This is a genomic window from Corynebacterium sp. HMSC072A04 (assembly GCF_001809235.1).
Lineage (GTDB): Bacteria > Actinomycetota > Actinomycetes > Mycobacteriales > Mycobacteriaceae > Corynebacterium > Corynebacterium hiratae.
The window spans coordinates 21,363-36,198 of sequence record NZ_KV796806.1; the positions used below are offsets into that span (position 1 = coordinate 21,363).

Genomic DNA, 14,836 nt, shown 5'->3' on the forward strand with positions numbered 1-14,836 from the left:
CCCTCGGTCTTGCCAGCGTCGTCGCCGGCCTCGCCGCCACCGTTCTCGGTGCCAGTGGTGGTGTCGGTGTTGTTGGCCTCGGTGATGGCGTTGATGGCGTCGTTGACGGTTACGTCAGTGTTCTCCTCCGCGTTGGCGGCGGTGGCGCCAGCCAGTGCGAGGGAGCTCGCCAGAGCGGCAGCGGTGAGGTTGCGGGAAATGCGCTTCATATTATTTCTCCTGGGAATAGATCGGGGACGTCTTATGAAAGTGAAAAGCCGTCATCAGGCGATGTTCGTTATCGCTTACTGAATTCGACCTCCCACATGCTAACGAAGGCCGGAAAAGGATTGGTCAAACTGTGAAAGGTTATATGGGTATTCCATGACAGCTGCCAAGGGCTTATCAGCGCGCAATAATGTTTGCTGGCGCGGTTATGGCGCTACAAAAACGCGAAAAAGACTGTATGGCGGTGGTGCGGTCGGAGAGAAGGCGTGGGGTAGGTGCTGAGGATGTTGACAGGCGTTACACAGGGGATCTGTGAAAGTCTCCGGCGGCGGAGAGTGCATTTATTGAGTGAAGCGCAACATATCGCCGTATTGTTATGAGAGAATTCACACACGTGATATCCCTAAGGAGAACTCATGCAATGGACAAAAGTCGGCGCGAGCCTCGCCGCTGTTGTCGCAGCAGCTGGCCTGACCGCATGCGGAGGAGATGGATCCGGTGATGCGGCGGATGTTGATTTCATCAGTACCAACTCCACCGAACCCCAAAAGCCGCTCATTCCTGCAGATACCAGCGATGTGCCGGGTGCAACGCTCATCGACCTCATCTACTCGGGACTCGTGTACTTCGATGAGAACGGTGAGGTGCACAATGACCAAGCAGAGAGCATCGAGAAGACCGATGACGTGACGTACAAGGTCACGCTCAAGGAGGATGCGGTGTTCTCCGATGGCTCCCCGGTGCGTGCCCAGGACTACGTCGATACGTGGAACAACGCCGTAAAGAACGCCATGCTTTCTGCCTATTTCTTCGAGCCCATCAAGGGCTACGAGGAAGGAGCAGAGAGTATGGAAGGGCTCAAGGTTGTCGATGAGAAGACGTTCACCATTGAACTTGATGAGCCCACGGCGGATTTCGAGACGCGTTTGGGTTATTCCGTCTTTTTCCCCATGCACGAATCAGCCTTCGATGACATCGACGCCTACGGCCAAAACCCAGTGGGAAGTGGCCCTTATAAGCTGCAGGAATGGAACCATAACCAGAATGCGATACTCGTTCCCAACGAGAAGTATGAAGGTGACCGCAAGGCGCAGAACGATGGTCTGAACTTCGTTTTCTATGCCGACGCCAGTGCGGCCTATGCTGACTTGCTTTCGGGGAACCTCGATGTTTTGGACTCGGTCCCGTCCTCGGTCATGGCCAACTTTGAAACTGATCTCGGCGAGCGCGCAGTGAACGAGCCTGCTGCAATTTTCCAGTCCATTACTATCCCCGCCGGGGATGAGAACTTTAGCGGGGAGGCGGGGGCGTTGCGTCGACAAGCACTGTCCATGGCCATTGACCGCGACGAGATTACCCAGACCATTTTCCAAGGGACGAACACTCCGGCGGTGGATTTCACATCGCCTGTGCTTAACGACGGTGCCACAGACATCCCCGGCAACGACGTCCTGACCTATAACCCGGACAAGGCGCGCGAGCTGTGGGCCAAGGCGGAGGAGATGAAGCCATTCAAGGGGCCGTTCACCGTGGCGTACAATTCCGACGGTAGTCACAAGGAGTGGGTCGATGCTGTCGTGAACTTCATTCGAAACACCCTTGATATTGATGCGCAGCCAGCGCCGTATCCGGATTTCAAATCGCTACGCGATGAAGTCACGAACAAGACTATCGAGGGTGCGTTCCGCACCGGCTGGCAGTCGGTATACCCGTCGCCGTCGAGTTTCTTGGAACCGTTGTATGCCACGGGTGCTGCGACTAACGACGCTGACTATTCCAACCCCGAGTTCGATTCGCTTCTGAAGAAGGCCGCCGCGGCAGCTAACGAAGAGGAGAGTGTTGAGCGGGTCAATGATGCCCAAGCGGTGCTCATGAAGGACCTTCCAGCAATCCCGCTCTGGTACACCAACTCCACTGGTGGCTACTCCGAGCGTGTCGATGACGTGATCTTTACGTGGAAGTCGAAGCCGCTGTATTACAAGGTAACTCTGAAGTAGATCGATACACGTCCTGCTACGTGAAAAGCGCTCCTCAACGATTGGTGGTGAGGAGCGCTTTTCTTAAGCGGGCGGAGCTGTTAGAAAGGCAGCTTAATGCCCAGGGACTTTGCCACGTTCGGAGCGACAGCAGCGATGGCGCCGATGACGCCCAGGACAGCAGTGACGATGGCTGCGATGCCAAGATCGGTCGGCTCGCCGTCCTTGGAGCTGAGGGCTTCATCAAAGGAGCTGGACTCATTGGTGCCGGTCGGCGCCTGCGAAGGCTCATCCGCTGGCTCTGCGGGCTTCTCCGTCGGGGTGGTCGGCGTTGTCGTCGTCGACGTCGTCGAGCTCGGCGGGTTCTTGGCCAGAGACTCCTTGATTTCAGCGGCTGCGGTGTCCTGCTTGCCACAGGCAGCGGCGTTGTCCTTGGCAATCGCCATGACCTCGGCGCGGTCGAGGGTCAATTCTTCATTGTCAGTGGCGCGCCAGAGTCCGAATTCCTCCTGCTTGAAGGTGTGCTCGGTGTCCTCGATGGTGGTGGTGAACTCTTCGGCTGGAGCCCAGCAGAAATTGATCTCGGTAGCCGAGGTGTTGGTGGCGTTTGTTGTGGACTCGTCGGCGGTGGCGATGGTCGAGCCAATAACACACAGAGAGCCTGCCAGGGCGGTGGTGGCGAGAGCGAGTGAAGCCTTCTTCATGGGATTCTCCTAGAAATAGAGCGAAGGAAAGTGAAAGATAGAAAACCCTTGGTGTGCAGGGGCTATTCAACTATATTAACGCTACCTCAAGCGCTAAGCACAAAACCGCGAGAACCGCGTTCCTCCAGGCTCTTCAAGGTAAGGCCTGGAGGCACGCGGGGAACGCGGCGCAGGGACTCTTAGATAAAGAACTTGCGGCGGGCGGCGAAAGCACCAGCTGCAATCATGGCTGCGATGGCCAGTGCGGCGAGGCCACGAGCAACGGTGTTGGAACCGGTCTCAGCGGAGATACCGCGCGACTGTACCTGGGACTTCTCGGCGGTGCTTTCGGCAACCTGACCACCCTGGGCGATGACCTCGTCCTTGTTCTCCTTGAGCATCTGCTCGGAAGCGGCCTTCTCCTCGGCACTCGGGGCGTCGTTCTGGGCTGCCTCCTGGGACTTCACGTAGGTCTTGCCGTCCTTGGCCAGGTACCAGGTCACGCCACCGATAACGAGGGCGGCCGGCAGAGCCAGCCATGCCAGCTGCTTGGCGTCGAAATCGGAATCCTCGGCGGAACCGGCCGGGGGCTGGGAGCCGCCCGTCGGATCGGTCTCTCCAGAAGGAGGAGTAACAGGCTTGTCCTTGTCCTCACCGGCCCCCGGATTCTCGTTGCCGGTCTCGGGCTTCTCGCCGCCAGCCTCCGGCTTCTCCGGGTCATTCTTAGGAGCATCGCTGCCGTTGTCGATCGGGTAGTCAACCTGGGACGGGCCGGCCGGCGCCGGGTCTGGGTTGGCCGGTGCAGGGGCGTTGTCCTGAGAGTCCTCATCAACCGGGGCTGCTGGATCCTCGGCGGGGTTGTCGGCGGGGGCTTGCTTTTCCTGCAGGCGCTCCCATGCAGCTTGTGCCTGTTCTGCGGTGAGGGAGACGGAGCCCAGTGGATTGGTGCTCTTGTAGGTGCCGTCAGCCTGGCGCTGGTAGGTAGTGCCATCGAGTTCGAACTCAGCCGGCGCCGGAATCTGTGCAGAGGCAACGGCGGTGCCGCCCAGTGCGAGGGAGCCAGCCAGTGCGGCTGCGGTCAGAGTGCGGTGGATGCGCTTCATGTGTGTCTCCTAGTGGGTTTGTGAGAGGTAGTTCATCAGACCAGAACCACAATAGTCACAATTCTCACATCAGTCACAGGGGTTACAATGTGGTAATCCGCAACTTTCGGGATGGAAGTCCCGCCACGCATGCCGAGTGTTCGATCGCTACGGGGTATCGTGCTGGGGGTTAAAGCGGCTGGTCATTGCCTAAGAGTCGTGGCTAATGTGGTCCTGCTGGTTGTGCGAATGTTCGACAATGACCTGCGTAAACAGGCATCCCCCCGTTATTGGGTAAAAACAGGCGGAGCCTAGTTCTGGGGCGCAGTCTCAGGTGCGGTTGTTACGCCCTCAAACTGCCAGCCCACCACCGCGTTGCGCACTGCAGAAGCCAGTGGGTTGGCCGGCTGAATGCAGCTGATGGTGAGCAAGCGGCCGGGTTTGGCATCGGTGCCCCAGATGCTCTCGTCCTGCTCAAGGCCCTCCTTGGAGGGATCGTGCAGATCTGTTGCGGTATACACCAGCCACTGCTCGCCGGAATTCTGCGTGCGCAGATACAGCTTGTCGCCCACCGCAGCCTTGTGCTCATCGGCGCGGCCGTCGTAGAGGTTATTGAATACCGCCGGCACACCCGCGCCCGTGTGACCAGCAATGACCACGATGTCCGGCGAGTCCGTTCCGGGCAGCGAATAGGGCTTGTCCTCTGCGGTATAGGTACAGGCCTTATTCATGGAGTCCGGGTTGATCTTATTGTCCTTGACCCGGCAGGAACCTTCCTCGAATTTTGCGCGCACATCAATCGCTGGGATGTACATCTCCACCGCGGGGGAGGGCTCGATGACGGTAGCAGGCTCCGTTGCTACTTCTGTGGGCTGCGGTGCGGGTGTGTCTGGTTCCTGATTGAGCTTGAGCGCGGCGATAATGCCGACCAGCACCACCGCCACAATGGCTACGAGGTGGAGGCCACGGCTGTCGCTGGGCTTGCGATGGCGCGCTGTGACCTGGTTTGACCGGCGTCGTGGGCGGTGGGGCTGCTGCTTGGCGACGGCCCCCGCGCGGCCGTACGAGGAGCGGCTTCGGCGGCGGGCGCGTTCTGCGCGGAGATCGATGCGGATTCCCTCTTCCGGCAGACGGTAGTTATCGCGCCGCGCCGAGTAGCGAGAATCCATGGTGTGCTCCTGAGGGATAGATGATTAGAAAAATACAGTACTACCCGACGGCAAGCTGATAGCGCAGCGCATAGGTGATAAGCCAGTGGGTGGACATGAAGTGGCCGTCGACAAGCTGCGGCCGCGCGCTGGCCACCAAGGCTTCGGCGCGCGGCAGGGCCGAGGCGTCGAAATGCTCGGCGAGCTCAACAATCATCCACGCCCTTGTGAGTGCCAGGCCGTAGAGATGGGCTAAGCGGCCATCGGTCGGGTCGAGTACTTCTGGGATATCGGTAAGGAAATCCAGTGCTTCGGCGCGGTGGGGGAGGAAACCGTCGAACCACTGCGGGAAGTCCGGGAGAACGCGCGACATGAGCAGAGCCTCAGATAATCCGTTAGAGAGGAAATCGTGCCCGGACAGCTCCCACTCGAGTGGGTAGGCGCGGTCATCGCCGAAAAGGCGAACCGCAGCCTTGCGCACCGAATCCGCCAGCGAATCCTGCCCGATCTTCTCCGCGGCCTCGAGGATGAGGAAAAGGTTGAAGGCGGTATTGGAGTGCATGCCGTGGAGTACTGGTTGGTTGAGTGAACCGAGCCAGTCGTGGCAGTGCTGCGCGGTGAGCTCGACGAGCTTGTCCATCGATTCGCTGGGACGGATGGAGGCTAGTTGCAACAGCCAAGCGCGCCCGTAGGGCATCTCATACCCGGGGTGTTCGACAAGGTAGTTGTATTCGATGGTGAGGGCTTGGGGGCTGAGGCGATCGTCGAGGAGCGTGGCAAGACTGGTGGGAGACTTGGGCCCGAGCATGGTATCCAACAGCGCCCCGGAATACTGCATGTGGACGCTGGAATGCCAGTCGAAACAGCCGTAGAAACTGGGGTGCAGCTCGCGTGGGCGCACGGTGCAATCATCAGCTGAGCTGCTCGTGTGGTGCATTGCGGCGGGAAATTCGCGCTCGAGGGCGTCCACAATTGTCTCCGCCCAGGTTTTGGCCCAATTCTCTAGCGTGGTCATGCGTCAAGTATGACAGAGACCCCGGACATCTATCACGACCTGCAGTTTCGTGGTTGTGTGCTACAGGGAAAGTGCAGCCTTCAACTGCGGGAGGAAAAACTCTGCTGCTTTAGCAAGCCCAGCCACCGCCGCGGTGACGAGAGCAACGACGCCACCGGCTGCGAGCAGGGAGAGGCGCTTTTCTTTCGCGTCAATCTGTTCAAGTTCGTGCTCATGCTCGTCGCGCAGCGCGTCTTTGACGTTGATATCCATGTTGAACTCGCCCCATGCCTGGGAGGCGGACCGATATTCCTCTTCGGCTGCTTTTATCTCTTCCGCTGAAGCGCCGGAGTTCTTTAGCTCTTCCAGCTTGAGGCGGGCGTCTTCAGCGTTCTGCCACATCTCTTTAGCCCGGGCTTCATCTTCTTCAGATGGCTTGTACTCTTCGGCCCCGTCTGCCTTGCTGCTAAATGCGCTGAAGCAGTCTTCGCGCAAGCACCGAGAGGATTCCACGTTGAGCTCCTGTGCCGTCGCAGTAGGAACCGCTACGAGGCCTGCGGCGATGACTGTTGCCATTCCAAGGCCGGACCGGCGATGCCACGAATTCATAGAAGTCTCCTTCAATAGGGAAAGTAGGGAAGCGGCTTTACTGTATCGCGGGACGCGTCCGAGCGCTGAAAAATGGGAGGGTTCTGTTGGTCAACAAACCATTCTTTCCTGACTGTATAGCCAGAATTCGGCTGGTAATTTTCGAGGCAGTCGAACAAAGGAGCGATTGTGTGAGTTATTGTCTTAGCTTCTTTCTAATGTGTAAAGCAGACATTTGAAGCGTTGGGGAATCGGTTCATTGTGGGGCGCAAGGGTGTCCACAGCATAGGATGCAGTTCACAGAAGAGGACTGCTGCACAACTCACGAGGGGGAGCCATGAGGTTCTTAGAACAAAAGCCGACAACTTTTAGTAAAGGGCAGATACATCGAATAGGCAGTGCGCTGCGCGCTGGGAAAGAGATCGATGAGGGGCTATACCGGCTCATATTGGTTCAACAGTCTGCCTTATGCGACCATCTTGAGTCCTTGGCCGTATCAGCATTGAGTAAATCGGGTGTGCCACTGGAGCGTTCGACAAATGCCGTTGTGGAGCCGGATTCGAATCGTTTCTTCGTAGGATCGAGGGTTAAGACCCGGCCAGTGCTTGTTGAGAAACTAAGGAGAATGCCGAGCTTTCCGCTGGAGAGCATCCACGATTTTTCGGGAGTGCGAATGGACTTTGATGTCTCGCTTTCGGAGCAAACAAGAGTCGCTGAAATACTTGCCCAAGACCTTGAAGAGCAAGGCGCTGCTCGCGTCAAAATTCAGGATATGAGAGAAAAGCCGCACTCTGGGTATCGGGCGATCCATCTGCACATTTATTCTCCGGCAGGCCGTGCCGAGTTCCAACTACGCACAGCACTCCAATCACGATGGGCCAACCTCTACGAACTGGCTGGTGACTTATACGGTCGGGGCATTCGATACTTGGAGTTTGGTGAGCAAGTACCGCGGCAATTCAATACCCAGGTCCGCTCACTCCATGAGCTTTCAGACGTTGTGTACAAAGTGGAGAGGTATTTCGATGCGCTTTCCCCTCCGTTTGCCGAGCATATCCTCGAAACAGTAGGGCTGCGTGAAGCCCGTTTATTGCGGCAAAAGACTTCTACGATGTTGGATAGATTCATTAGTCGGCTCGACAAGAGATGGGCAGACAATGGGTCGGAAAGGAGCGAATAGCATGCCGGCTTTTCTCATCAAGTATCACCGCCCGACGGGTGCATTGAATGTTACCGAGTTTGGAACCTTGACTGAGGCAACTCTTGCCCGTCATGACCTTGATCAAATCAACGATGACCCCGATGTTGAACTCGTTGCTATTGGTGCTACGAACTTGGAATCCGTCCGGCACACGCATGCGCGTTACTTCTTCCGTGAGAAAACCGCGCCGCCGTACCCTTTTGTGGCTTAAGTCCGGCGGCTCTGAATAGCGCTGCGAGAAGAGATTAGCTGCGCAGGATCTTCTCCATGGCCTTGCCTTTGGCGAGCTCGTCAACGAGCTTGTCCATGTATCGAATGTTTTGTATCAGCGGGTCCTCGATGTCCTGCACCTTGTATCCGCAAACGCTCCCGGTGATAAGTGAGCGGGACGGGTTGAGATGTGGTGCCTGTTCGAAGAATTCCTCGAGGGTGACCTTCTCCTCTCGCGCCCGCTCTAAGCCCTCAACTGAATAGCCAGTGAGCCAGGAGATAACTTCGTGGAGCTCGTTGACAGTCCTGCCTTTGCGCTCTACTTTGTTGACGTAGTGCGGGTAGATGTCGGCGAAGGGCACGGAAAAGATGCGGTGGGACATAGGGGCGCAGTATATCCATTGTTGCTGGTTTAGCCGTGCCACAGCGTGGAAATGGGCATTGCCCATAGGTTCTTGCCCATTGGTAGGACGTCTTTGCCCGTATACAGGACGATTCCTGCGCGGAAGGAAGCGCCTGCAACCTGCTGAAGATAGCGCAGGCCGGCAAAGTCTTTCGGCTGGATCGACATCGCAGCTTTGACTTCGATGCCAACGATGTCCCGGGATCGCGATTCCAATACGAGGTCCACTTCTTTGCCAGTGGACGTACGAAAGTGGAAGAGGCGATAGTCAATCGAAGACCAGGCCTTCTGCTTCAAGAGCTCGTTGGCGACGAAAGCTTCACAGATACCTCCAGTGATCGTGCTGGAGATATTCATCTCCAAAGCCTCTGGATCGAGTCCTGCAAGGCTTGTAGCAAGTGCGGTATCCGAAAGAAAGACCTTGGGCTTAGAAATTGCCCGCTTCTCTAGATTGGTTCCCCAAGACGGCAACTGGTTGAGCAAGAATACGTCACTCAATGCAGTCACATAGGTAGGGACCGAGCGTTGAGGAATATCGAGCGCGCGCCCAATGTGTGCAGCTACAAGCTCCGCAGTTCCTTGTGCCGCCAACTTGTTGAGAAGATTGCTCAAGCGGTCGGGGAATTGAATGCCGTAGAGCTCGGCAGCATCCTTCGACAGTACTCGTTCAATGTAGGCGTCGAACCAGCGGTGCTGTCGCCGCCGGCTAGCATCTCTAAGCCCTGGGAAACTCGGTGTGCAGAAGAGCTGAAAGTAGTCACTCCGGGAAGGAGTAAACGTGGGATTCAGCCCTGAATCCCCTAATGACCACACCCGTCCGGCAAAGTCATCGTAGATGCCCAAGCGTTCACCCACGCTAAGGCCGTGAAGGCGGATTGTTTCTGCACGGCCAGCGAGCGACTCTTCAGCTCCTGTGAGACTGAGGAGATTCGACGACCCGGTGAGGATAAAGCGTCCTGGTCGTCGATCTTCTTCGAGTGCGCCTTTGACTGCGCGAAAGAGCTCGGGCGCGCGTTGAATTTCATCAATTGCTAGTGTCCCCTCGGGGATCTGCCTGACAAACCCGTCTGGGTCCTCTTGTGCAGATGCCAGCGAAGCGCTCTCATCAAGATTAAAGAACCTATGCTCTTTATCTTCGAGCAATTGATGAACGAGGGTGCTCTTTCCTACCTGGCGTGCGCCAGAAATGGTCAGCACAGGCGTATCCGACAGGATTTCCTCCGCCAGATCTTGTGCGTTTCTATGTAGAAAAGAATCAGTCATGACAGTCAATCTACCTGCGATGTTGCGGTTCTGCAAGGCTCTCGTTGCCGTTTTGCAAAGAACTCATTGCCATTCTGCAATTCCCGCGTTGCCGTTCTGCAAGGGGGCCGTTGCCGTTCTGCAATGCTTGCGTTGCCGTTCGATCACGCTATGAAACGCTGAAAAGAGGGCACCCCTCAGCCGTCGTAAAGCAGCGCGAGGGGTGCCCTCTGTGGCGGGGCCTGGGGGAGGGGAGCTAGTTCAGTTAGTTCCAGACGGGGGCGTCGCCAAGCTGCAGCTCGGAGTAGCGCGCCTCCGGAACGGTGGCGGAGTAGGGCTTGCCCACAGCCTCCCATTCCTGATCAGCGTTGCAACGTACGTCCTGGCCGTCAGTGTCGAGCATGGTAAAGCCCCACACCAGCTTGCCCTGGGAGTTCGCCGGCAGCGTGTACGGGCCGACCTTTTGGTCAAGCTTCCAGTGCTGCTCGTGAACGTAGGTGAAACCGTAGGTCTGGGTGAGCACCTTGGCCAGCTCGTCTTCGCCCTTGATGGAGCCGGAGATCTCGATCGTCTGCGTGCGCGCTTGGGTCACGGTGTGGCTGACCGGAACGGGCTCATCGTTGCGGTTGGCCACGCTGGTGGCATCCGTCTGCTTGAACCAGCGGCGGGTGGCGGTGACATAGGTGCCGTTCTCACCGGGTGTTGCGCAGTGAGTGCCCGGCTTGTGGTCCTCATTCCAGCGCTGGGGCAGCTCGAAGTCCCCGCCGAAGTCCGCGGCGTGGGCAACGGGAGCGGCCGCCAGCAGGCTCAGCGCAGCGAAAGCGCTCGCGGCAGTGCGCGCGATGGACTTCTTCAGCACGACTTAGCCCCAATCGTTGTTGTCGCGGGTGGAGACCTCCACGTGGCGCTCCTTCGGCAAGGTAGCGGTGAAGGTCTCACCGTTGGCCTGCCAAGTGTTATCGGAACCGCAGATGGTCTTCTGGCCCTCAAAGTCGGAGACAACCCAGCCAGCGCGCATGACGGCGGTCTTGCCCGGGGCGATGTTGTACGGGCCGACCTGCTCGCCGACCTCGTAGGACTGGGAGTCGGTGTAGCTGGAGGAGAAGGTGAAGTTGATCAGATCCAGCAGCTTGAAGTCCACGCCGGCGGAAACGTTCCAGGTCTTGGTCTTGGTTTCCTTGATGGAGCGGGTCACCGGCAGCGGCTCATCGTTGTAGTTGGAGATGGTCCAGGAGCCAGCGGAGCCGTCGAAGTAGGTGCGCTTGATCTCTACTGTCTGGCCGGTATCACCCGGGTTGGTGCAGTGCTCACCAATGGTGGTCGGGTTAGCCGGGCCCAGGTCACGTGCCGGAAGAGCGTTGGCGGCTGGGGTAGCGATCAGGCCGCAGGCGATGGCCACGGCGGCGGTGGTGGAAGCAATCTTGGTCTTGAACATGTGGGTGTACTCCTTGGATGAAAAGTAGGGAAGTGCTTAGTAGATGGTTTGGGTCGGAACAGGAAGGTTGCGGTACTCGTCCGGGGTGATGTCCTCGGTGCGGGTGGAGCCGTCCTTGCTGGTGATGGTGGCCTCCGCCCAGAAGCCGCTGGGCGCGGTGGTCTGCTTGTAGTTGGAGGTCAGGCTGTACTTTCCGTCCTTACCGCAGTGGATCTCGCGGTAGTTGATGCGGGTCATGGTGGTGCCGTACTCCACGCGCACGCGCTCACCAGGAGCCAGGTCGATGTGCTCGAGCTCAGTTCCCACCGGCATGTAGGCGCGCTTGACCGCACCCACGGACTCCAGCCAGCCCTTCGGAATATCGCCGCGGTTGCCCTGCCAATTGGTGTAGGGGGCATGCTCCGCGCCGACGACGAAATCAGTGACCGGCGCGTACTCGTAGTTGCCCTTGGACCAGTTGAGGAAGTCCGTGGAGTAGCCCGGCTTGCGGAAGGTCGGCTTTACCGCAGTGATGTCCAGCGGGTACCAGGCGCTATCGCGGCCCTCGCAGGCCTCGCCCTCCTTCGGCCAAGATGGATCGCGCTGCAGGTCCTCGGAAGGTTGCATGATCTCATCCTTCTTCGGATCCGCGATCTTCTCCAGGCTGGGGCCGGATACGGAGGTGTAGTTGCCCTCGATGGGCTTGGAATTGGCGCCCGGGGAGCGGGAAGGAATCTCCATGGCCAGGTCCGAAATCGAACCATCGGCCTTGATGATGTAGGCAAAGGCATAGCGCTCGGCCGGGCCCTTGCCGCGGATGACGTTGGCACCCGGCATGTTCTCTAGGCGGTCGTCGTTACAACCGACGAACATAGAGATGAAGTCCTTTTCCATCACGCCGTATTCCACGCGGAAGGACTCGCCCGGCTTGAGCGTGATAGGGCCGAAGGTTTCCTTCTCCTGCCAGCCGTTGCTTAGCTTCAATCCGATATCGGACTTGGCCGTGGTGTCCCACCCGGAAGGCATCGTGGCCTTGGAGTTGGCCTCAATCTTGTGGTTGGTGCCCGTTTCTACCGAAGCGGTATAGGGCACTTCTTGGTCAGTGGTGTTCTTGAACTGCAGGGTGCCGTCGCTCAAATAACGGCGGCCGGTTTCTGCGAAGTGCCACTCGGGCGTGGCGTTATCTTCGCCTGCTGCACTGCAGCTCTTGTAAAGGTTTGTGATGGGGTAGGCCTGCGGCATGGGCGGAATGCTGGCCGCCTGTGCCACGGGCGCGATGAAGGCCGCACTCGCCACCGCGGCCGTAGCCGCCAGCGGGGCGAGTGCGCGGAGTCCCTTGATGTGCACCTGGATACCGTCCTTAAAGAAGCTCAAAGAATGATGAGGAACTAATTTAATCCTGAAACAATCTTAGGTGCCAGAAGCGCACTCCTAGGAAAAGTAGGGAAAATATTTCCTAGGGCTGCCGGGAAGTTAGCGATGTCAATATGATGACTGCCAGTGTTTTGACCTTTCGTGCACCATAATTTGATTAACCCTATGTGGGGGAGTCGAAATCTATGGTTTTCAGTCAAACCTGCTGGCAGTGGGCTTCACTCAGCCCGTTTCCCACGGTGAGACTGAGGGGGCTGAAGGACCTGTCATGTCCGCATTACTCACCCTGGGGTGAGGGATGTGTGGCTGCCGCCGTGGTGGGATTGGGGCCGTGCTTGCCGACGTCCCCTTCGCCCCCCTCGTGGCCCTCACTTATGTAGGGCAGGGTGTGCGTTGGTCGATGCGAAAATGCATTCCCATCGTGCTGTTAGTAATCCACCGCCTCGCGAACAATGGGGCAGGTCATGCAGTGCCCGCCGCCGCGCCCACGGCCTAGCTCTGCGGAGCCGATTTCGACGACCTCGATGCCGGCAGCCCGCAGCTTCTTATTGGTGTGCTTGTTGCGGTCATAGGCCACCACCACGCCGGGCTCAATGGCCACGACATTGTTGGCGTCATCCCACTGTTCACGGGCGGCGGTATAAACATCCCCGCCGGTTTCGATGACTTCGAAGCGTCCAATGCCGAGTGCCTGGGCGACAACATCGAGGAAGGAGTCGGTGGGCAGTTCGACGTCGAAAGGCGCCGTGCTCGTGGAGGGGTGTAAAACGATGGGCCGGATGGTGTCGACGACCTTGGGGTAGGACGTGACCTTATCTGCATCCAGGAAGGTGAGCACGGTGTCCAGGTGCATCGAGGCGCGGTCGGCGGCCATACCGGCGATGATGATCTTCTCGGCCGCGCCTTCCTCGAAGAGCCGCATGGCCAGCTGGCTCACGCCTTGCCACGTGGTGCGCTCACCCATGCCGACGAGGACGATGCCCTTGCCAATCGGCATGATGTCACCGCCCTCTAGTGCTGCGAGTCCCGGTTCCTCATCGGTATTTCCGTACCAGAACTTAAAATCTGCCTGCGCAAACCGCGGATGATAGTTGTAGATAGCCCGGGTCAGCAGCGTTTCCTGGTGGCGTGCCGGCATACGCATGGGGTTGAGGGAGACCCCGCCATAAATCCACGCCGAATTATCGCGCGCGTACTGCGTATTGGGTAGCGGGCGCAGCGCAAAAGCGTCAGGTCCGTAGACCTCGCGCATGGCGTCGATGGTGCCGTGGCCGAGGCCCTTCGGGATTTCGGCAAAAGGCAGCCCGCCGATGAGGAGCTCCGCCAGGCGTGCGTTGGACATTTCGTTGAACCAGTGGCGCAACTCGCCGCCGATGCCCACACCGACGTTCTTATCCAGCAGCTTGAAGTCGAAGATGAAATCCCGCCCGCCTGGGGTGTCCAGGGTTTCCTCTAAGAGTTTGTGCATCTCCAGCACCTCGACGCCGTAGCTGCGCAGCTGGGCGACGAACTCCGCGTGATGCTTCTTGGCTTCGTCGACCCAGAGGACGTCGTCGAAAAGCAGCTCCGCACAGTTGCGGGGAGTCAGCCTTTCGTGTGCGAGCCCGGGTGCGCACACCATGACCTGGTGGAGCTTGCCAACCTCGGACCACACGCCCAGCGGGGGAGTTGTCATCTGCCGTGAACCTTTCTTTGCGCGCGGTGCACCGTGTCAGTCACGAGTGCAGTGAGGGGTAGCACCGCAAGGGTCAATTGTGAACTAGGTGACAATTCTAAGATAAGTTTGAACTTTTTCAAGCTCCCCGGCACTGAGGAAAGTCCACGTAAGAGTAGGTTTTGCGGCTGTGTGTATACTATTATCCGCGTTTATTCATACGTTCCCGGCGCGCGCATGGTGCGGTTCCACGCCGCGCTTGCCGACGTCCATCCCTCCATCACTGCGGCAACACCGACGCCGAAGGTCATCGTGCCCCGACCGGAAGTCGGATGAATAAAGACGGAGGGAATGAAAACTCTGCGCGAATAGTAGAAAGGGGAGATTTTCTCATGCCCTCCCACGACCCGTTGCGCGAATCCAACCCAGAGAGCTTTTGAAGACTTGTGAAGTTTATGAACTTTGTGAATTCTTTGAAGTTTATGAAGAGCTTTGAAGTTTGAAAGAGGGGCCGCGCCGCTAGGCAATGGGAAGTGGCGGCGCGGCCCCGGAGTGATAGGGAAGAAGGGTGGAGTCCCAGCCTTCCGTGTAGGGGCATCGTTGACATTACGACTGGGGCTGGACATCGTTGCGAATGATTCGAACGCGCGGGTCGAACAT

14 protein-coding genes and 1 pseudogene are annotated in these 14,836 nt (G+C 58.3%); 3 read left to right on the top strand and 12 right to left on the bottom strand.

Annotation, left to right across the window (positions count from 1 at the left end):
- Positions 1-209, bottom strand: a pseudogene (locus tag HMPREF2565_RS13975) (hypothetical protein); the annotation flags it as partial.
- Positions 210-623: 414 nt separating this feature from the next.
- Between HMPREF2565_RS13975 and HMPREF2565_RS10290 the strand changes: the two are divergent.
- The gene (locus tag HMPREF2565_RS10290; RefSeq protein ID WP_071407295.1) at positions 624-2,204 is read left to right on the top strand and encodes a peptide ABC transporter substrate-binding protein; all 1,581 of its coding nucleotides are present in this window, start codon (positions 624-626) and stop codon (positions 2,202-2,204) included.
- 80 nt (positions 2,205-2,284) lie between these two features.
- Here the strand turns inward: HMPREF2565_RS10290 and HMPREF2565_RS10295 are convergent, their stop codons facing one another.
- The 5 genes from HMPREF2565_RS10295 to HMPREF2565_RS10315 all read right to left on the bottom strand — a co-directional run bounded on the left by HMPREF2565_RS10295 (position 2,285) and on the right by HMPREF2565_RS10315 (position 6,699).
- The gene (locus HMPREF2565_RS10295) at positions 2,285-2,887 is read right to left on the bottom strand and encodes a hypothetical protein (RefSeq protein WP_071407296.1); all 603 of its coding nucleotides are present in this window, start codon (positions 2,885-2,887) and stop codon (positions 2,285-2,287) included.
- A gap of 179 nt (positions 2,888-3,066) precedes the next feature.
- Complete coding sequence (locus HMPREF2565_RS10300) at positions 3,067-3,969, bottom strand: hypothetical protein (RefSeq protein WP_070680358.1); 903 nt, start codon at positions 3,967-3,969, stop codon at positions 3,067-3,069.
- Between the two features lie 290 nt (positions 3,970-4,259).
- Positions 4,260-5,117, bottom strand: coding sequence for a sortase family protein (locus tag HMPREF2565_RS10305; protein WP_070680355.1), 858 nt, complete (start codon positions 5,115-5,117; stop codon positions 4,260-4,262).
- Positions 5,118-5,157: 40 nt separating this feature from the next.
- Positions 5,158-6,111, bottom strand: coding sequence for a DUF2891 family protein (locus HMPREF2565_RS10310; protein WP_070517193.1), 954 nt, complete (start codon positions 6,109-6,111; stop codon positions 5,158-5,160).
- A gap of 60 nt (positions 6,112-6,171) precedes the next feature.
- The gene (locus HMPREF2565_RS10315; protein ID WP_070517195.1) at positions 6,172-6,699 is read right to left on the bottom strand and encodes a hypothetical protein; all 528 of its coding nucleotides are present in this window, start codon (positions 6,697-6,699) and stop codon (positions 6,172-6,174) included.
- Positions 6,700-7,015: 316 nt separating this feature from the next.
- On the opposite strand from HMPREF2565_RS10315, the gene HMPREF2565_RS10320 reads away from it, so the two are divergent.
- Positions 7,016-7,858 (top strand): RelA/SpoT domain-containing protein, encoded by an 843-nt coding sequence (locus tag HMPREF2565_RS10320; RefSeq protein ID WP_070517197.1) that lies wholly within the window; start codon positions 7,016-7,018, stop codon positions 7,856-7,858.
- Between the two features lies 1 nt (position 7,859).
- The gene (locus HMPREF2565_RS10325) at positions 7,860-8,090 is read left to right on the top strand and encodes a hypothetical protein (RefSeq protein ID WP_070517199.1); all 231 of its coding nucleotides are present in this window, start codon (positions 7,860-7,862) and stop codon (positions 8,088-8,090) included.
- 34 nt (positions 8,091-8,124) lie between these two features.
- On the opposite strand, the gene HMPREF2565_RS10330 is transcribed toward HMPREF2565_RS10325, so the two are convergent.
- The 6 genes from HMPREF2565_RS10330 to HMPREF2565_RS10355 form a co-directional block, all read right to left on the bottom strand.
- Complete coding sequence (locus HMPREF2565_RS10330; RefSeq protein WP_070517200.1) at positions 8,125-8,472, bottom strand: DUF2200 domain-containing protein; 348 nt, start codon at positions 8,470-8,472, stop codon at positions 8,125-8,127.
- A gap of 29 nt (positions 8,473-8,501) precedes the next feature.
- Positions 8,502-9,755, bottom strand: a complete 1,254-nt coding sequence (locus HMPREF2565_RS10335) for an ATP-binding protein (protein WP_070517202.1) — start codon at positions 9,753-9,755, stop codon at positions 8,502-8,504.
- Positions 9,756-9,999: 244 nt separating this feature from the next.
- Positions 10,000-10,593 (bottom strand): hypothetical protein, encoded by a 594-nt coding sequence (locus tag HMPREF2565_RS10340; RefSeq protein WP_070517205.1) that lies wholly within the window; start codon positions 10,591-10,593, stop codon positions 10,000-10,002.
- A 3-nt stretch (positions 10,594-10,596) separates the two neighbouring features.
- Positions 10,597-11,169, bottom strand: coding sequence for a hypothetical protein (locus HMPREF2565_RS10345; RefSeq protein ID WP_070517209.1), 573 nt, complete (start codon positions 11,167-11,169; stop codon positions 10,597-10,599).
- Between the two features lie 36 nt (positions 11,170-11,205).
- Positions 11,206-12,495, bottom strand: a complete 1,290-nt coding sequence (locus tag HMPREF2565_RS10350; RefSeq protein ID WP_071407297.1) for a hypothetical protein — start codon at positions 12,493-12,495, stop codon at positions 11,206-11,208.
- Positions 12,496-12,949: 454 nt separating this feature from the next.
- On the bottom strand, positions 12,950-14,197 hold the full coding sequence (locus tag HMPREF2565_RS10355) for an arginine deiminase (RefSeq protein WP_071407298.1): 1,248 nt from the start codon (positions 14,195-14,197) through the stop codon (positions 12,950-12,952).
- Positions 14,198-14,836: the final 639 nt, after the last annotated feature.

Bases quoted from the DNA above. Each gene is read 5' to 3' on its own strand.
- HMPREF2565_RS10300 (WP_070680358.1), bottom strand. From the start codon at position 3,969: ATGAAGCGCATCCACCGCACTCTGACCGCAGCCGCACTGGCTGGCTCC.
- HMPREF2565_RS10325 (WP_070517199.1), top strand. From the start codon at position 7,860: ATGCCGGCTTTTCTCATCAAGTATCACCGCCCGACGGGTGCATTGAAT.
- HMPREF2565_RS10320 (WP_070517197.1), top strand. From the start codon at position 7,016: ATGAGGTTCTTAGAACAAAAGCCGACAACTTTTAGTAAAGGGCAGATA.
- HMPREF2565_RS10335 (WP_070517202.1), bottom strand. From the start codon at position 9,755: ATGACTGATTCTTTTCTACATAGAAACGCACAAGATCTGGCGGAGGAA.
- HMPREF2565_RS10305 (WP_070680355.1), bottom strand. From the start codon at position 5,117: ATGGATTCTCGCTACTCGGCGCGGCGCGATAACTACCGTCTGCCGGAA.
- HMPREF2565_RS10310 (WP_070517193.1), bottom strand. From the start codon at position 6,111: ATGACCACGCTAGAGAATTGGGCCAAAACCTGGGCGGAGACAATTGTG.
- HMPREF2565_RS10355 (WP_071407298.1), bottom strand. From the start codon at position 14,197: ATGACAACTCCCCCGCTGGGCGTGTGGTCCGAGGTTGGCAAGCTCCAC.
- HMPREF2565_RS10330 (WP_070517200.1), bottom strand. From the start codon at position 8,472: ATGTCCCACCGCATCTTTTCCGTGCCCTTCGCCGACATCTACCCGCAC.
- HMPREF2565_RS10345 (WP_070517209.1), bottom strand. From the start codon at position 11,169: ATGTTCAAGACCAAGATTGCTTCCACCACCGCCGCCGTGGCCATCGCC.
- HMPREF2565_RS10315 (WP_070517195.1), bottom strand. From the start codon at position 6,699: ATGAATTCGTGGCATCGCCGGTCCGGCCTTGGAATGGCAACAGTCATC.
- HMPREF2565_RS10295 (WP_071407296.1), bottom strand. From the start codon at position 2,887: ATGAAGAAGGCTTCACTCGCTCTCGCCACCACCGCCCTGGCAGGCTCT.
- HMPREF2565_RS10290 (WP_071407295.1), top strand. From the start codon at position 624: ATGCAATGGACAAAAGTCGGCGCGAGCCTCGCCGCTGTTGTCGCAGCA.